Annotated in this window: 1 pseudogene; it reads right to left on the bottom strand. The window is 53.9% G+C overall.

The features are described 5' to 3' along the window. Positions 1 to 118: 118 nt before the first annotated feature. Positions 119 to 436 (bottom strand): annotated as a pseudogene (locus F7Q90_RS26145) (alpha/beta hydrolase); the annotation flags it as partial.

The following is a 436-nucleotide window of genomic DNA, read 5'->3' as shown; positions in this document are numbered from 1 at the left end:
ATCGCTCCGCTGAAGGGGCAAATACCTATAACGAACCGGGGCGGGATTATTATGCCGGTGTGACGGCGTCGTTTTGATGGGTTATGCCCGCCGCTGGCGGGCATTTTCTGGCGACGGGTTAATTGCAGCGTGACTTTTGGCCTGCCTGCTCGCGACTGATATCCAGCAACGCATTGCGAAAAGAGACGTTAAACATGGGCCCATGGCCCTGGCCCGGATAGTCCTGTAAGGCAGCGTTAACGCCGTTGTTCTCAAGCGTTATTACGGTCTTCTGAACTTTTTGCAGGAGCCTGGCCATGTGGCTTTGCCTGCTATCTCCACTCGACGCAGAACCTTCCATGATAATGAGTTTTTTATGACAGAACGGCGGCGGGGTCACTGCCATGATGCGCTTCAAAAGGGCAAAATTATCTCTGTTGAGCGACGGGCTGGCACT

Source organism: Pantoea stewartii subsp. stewartii (assembly GCF_008801695.1).
Classification (GTDB): Bacteria; Pseudomonadota; Gammaproteobacteria; order Enterobacterales; family Enterobacteriaceae; genus Pantoea; species Pantoea stewartii.
The sequence above is the reverse complement of the archived record's forward strand: the minus strand, read 5'-3'. Positions and strand labels throughout refer to the sequence as shown.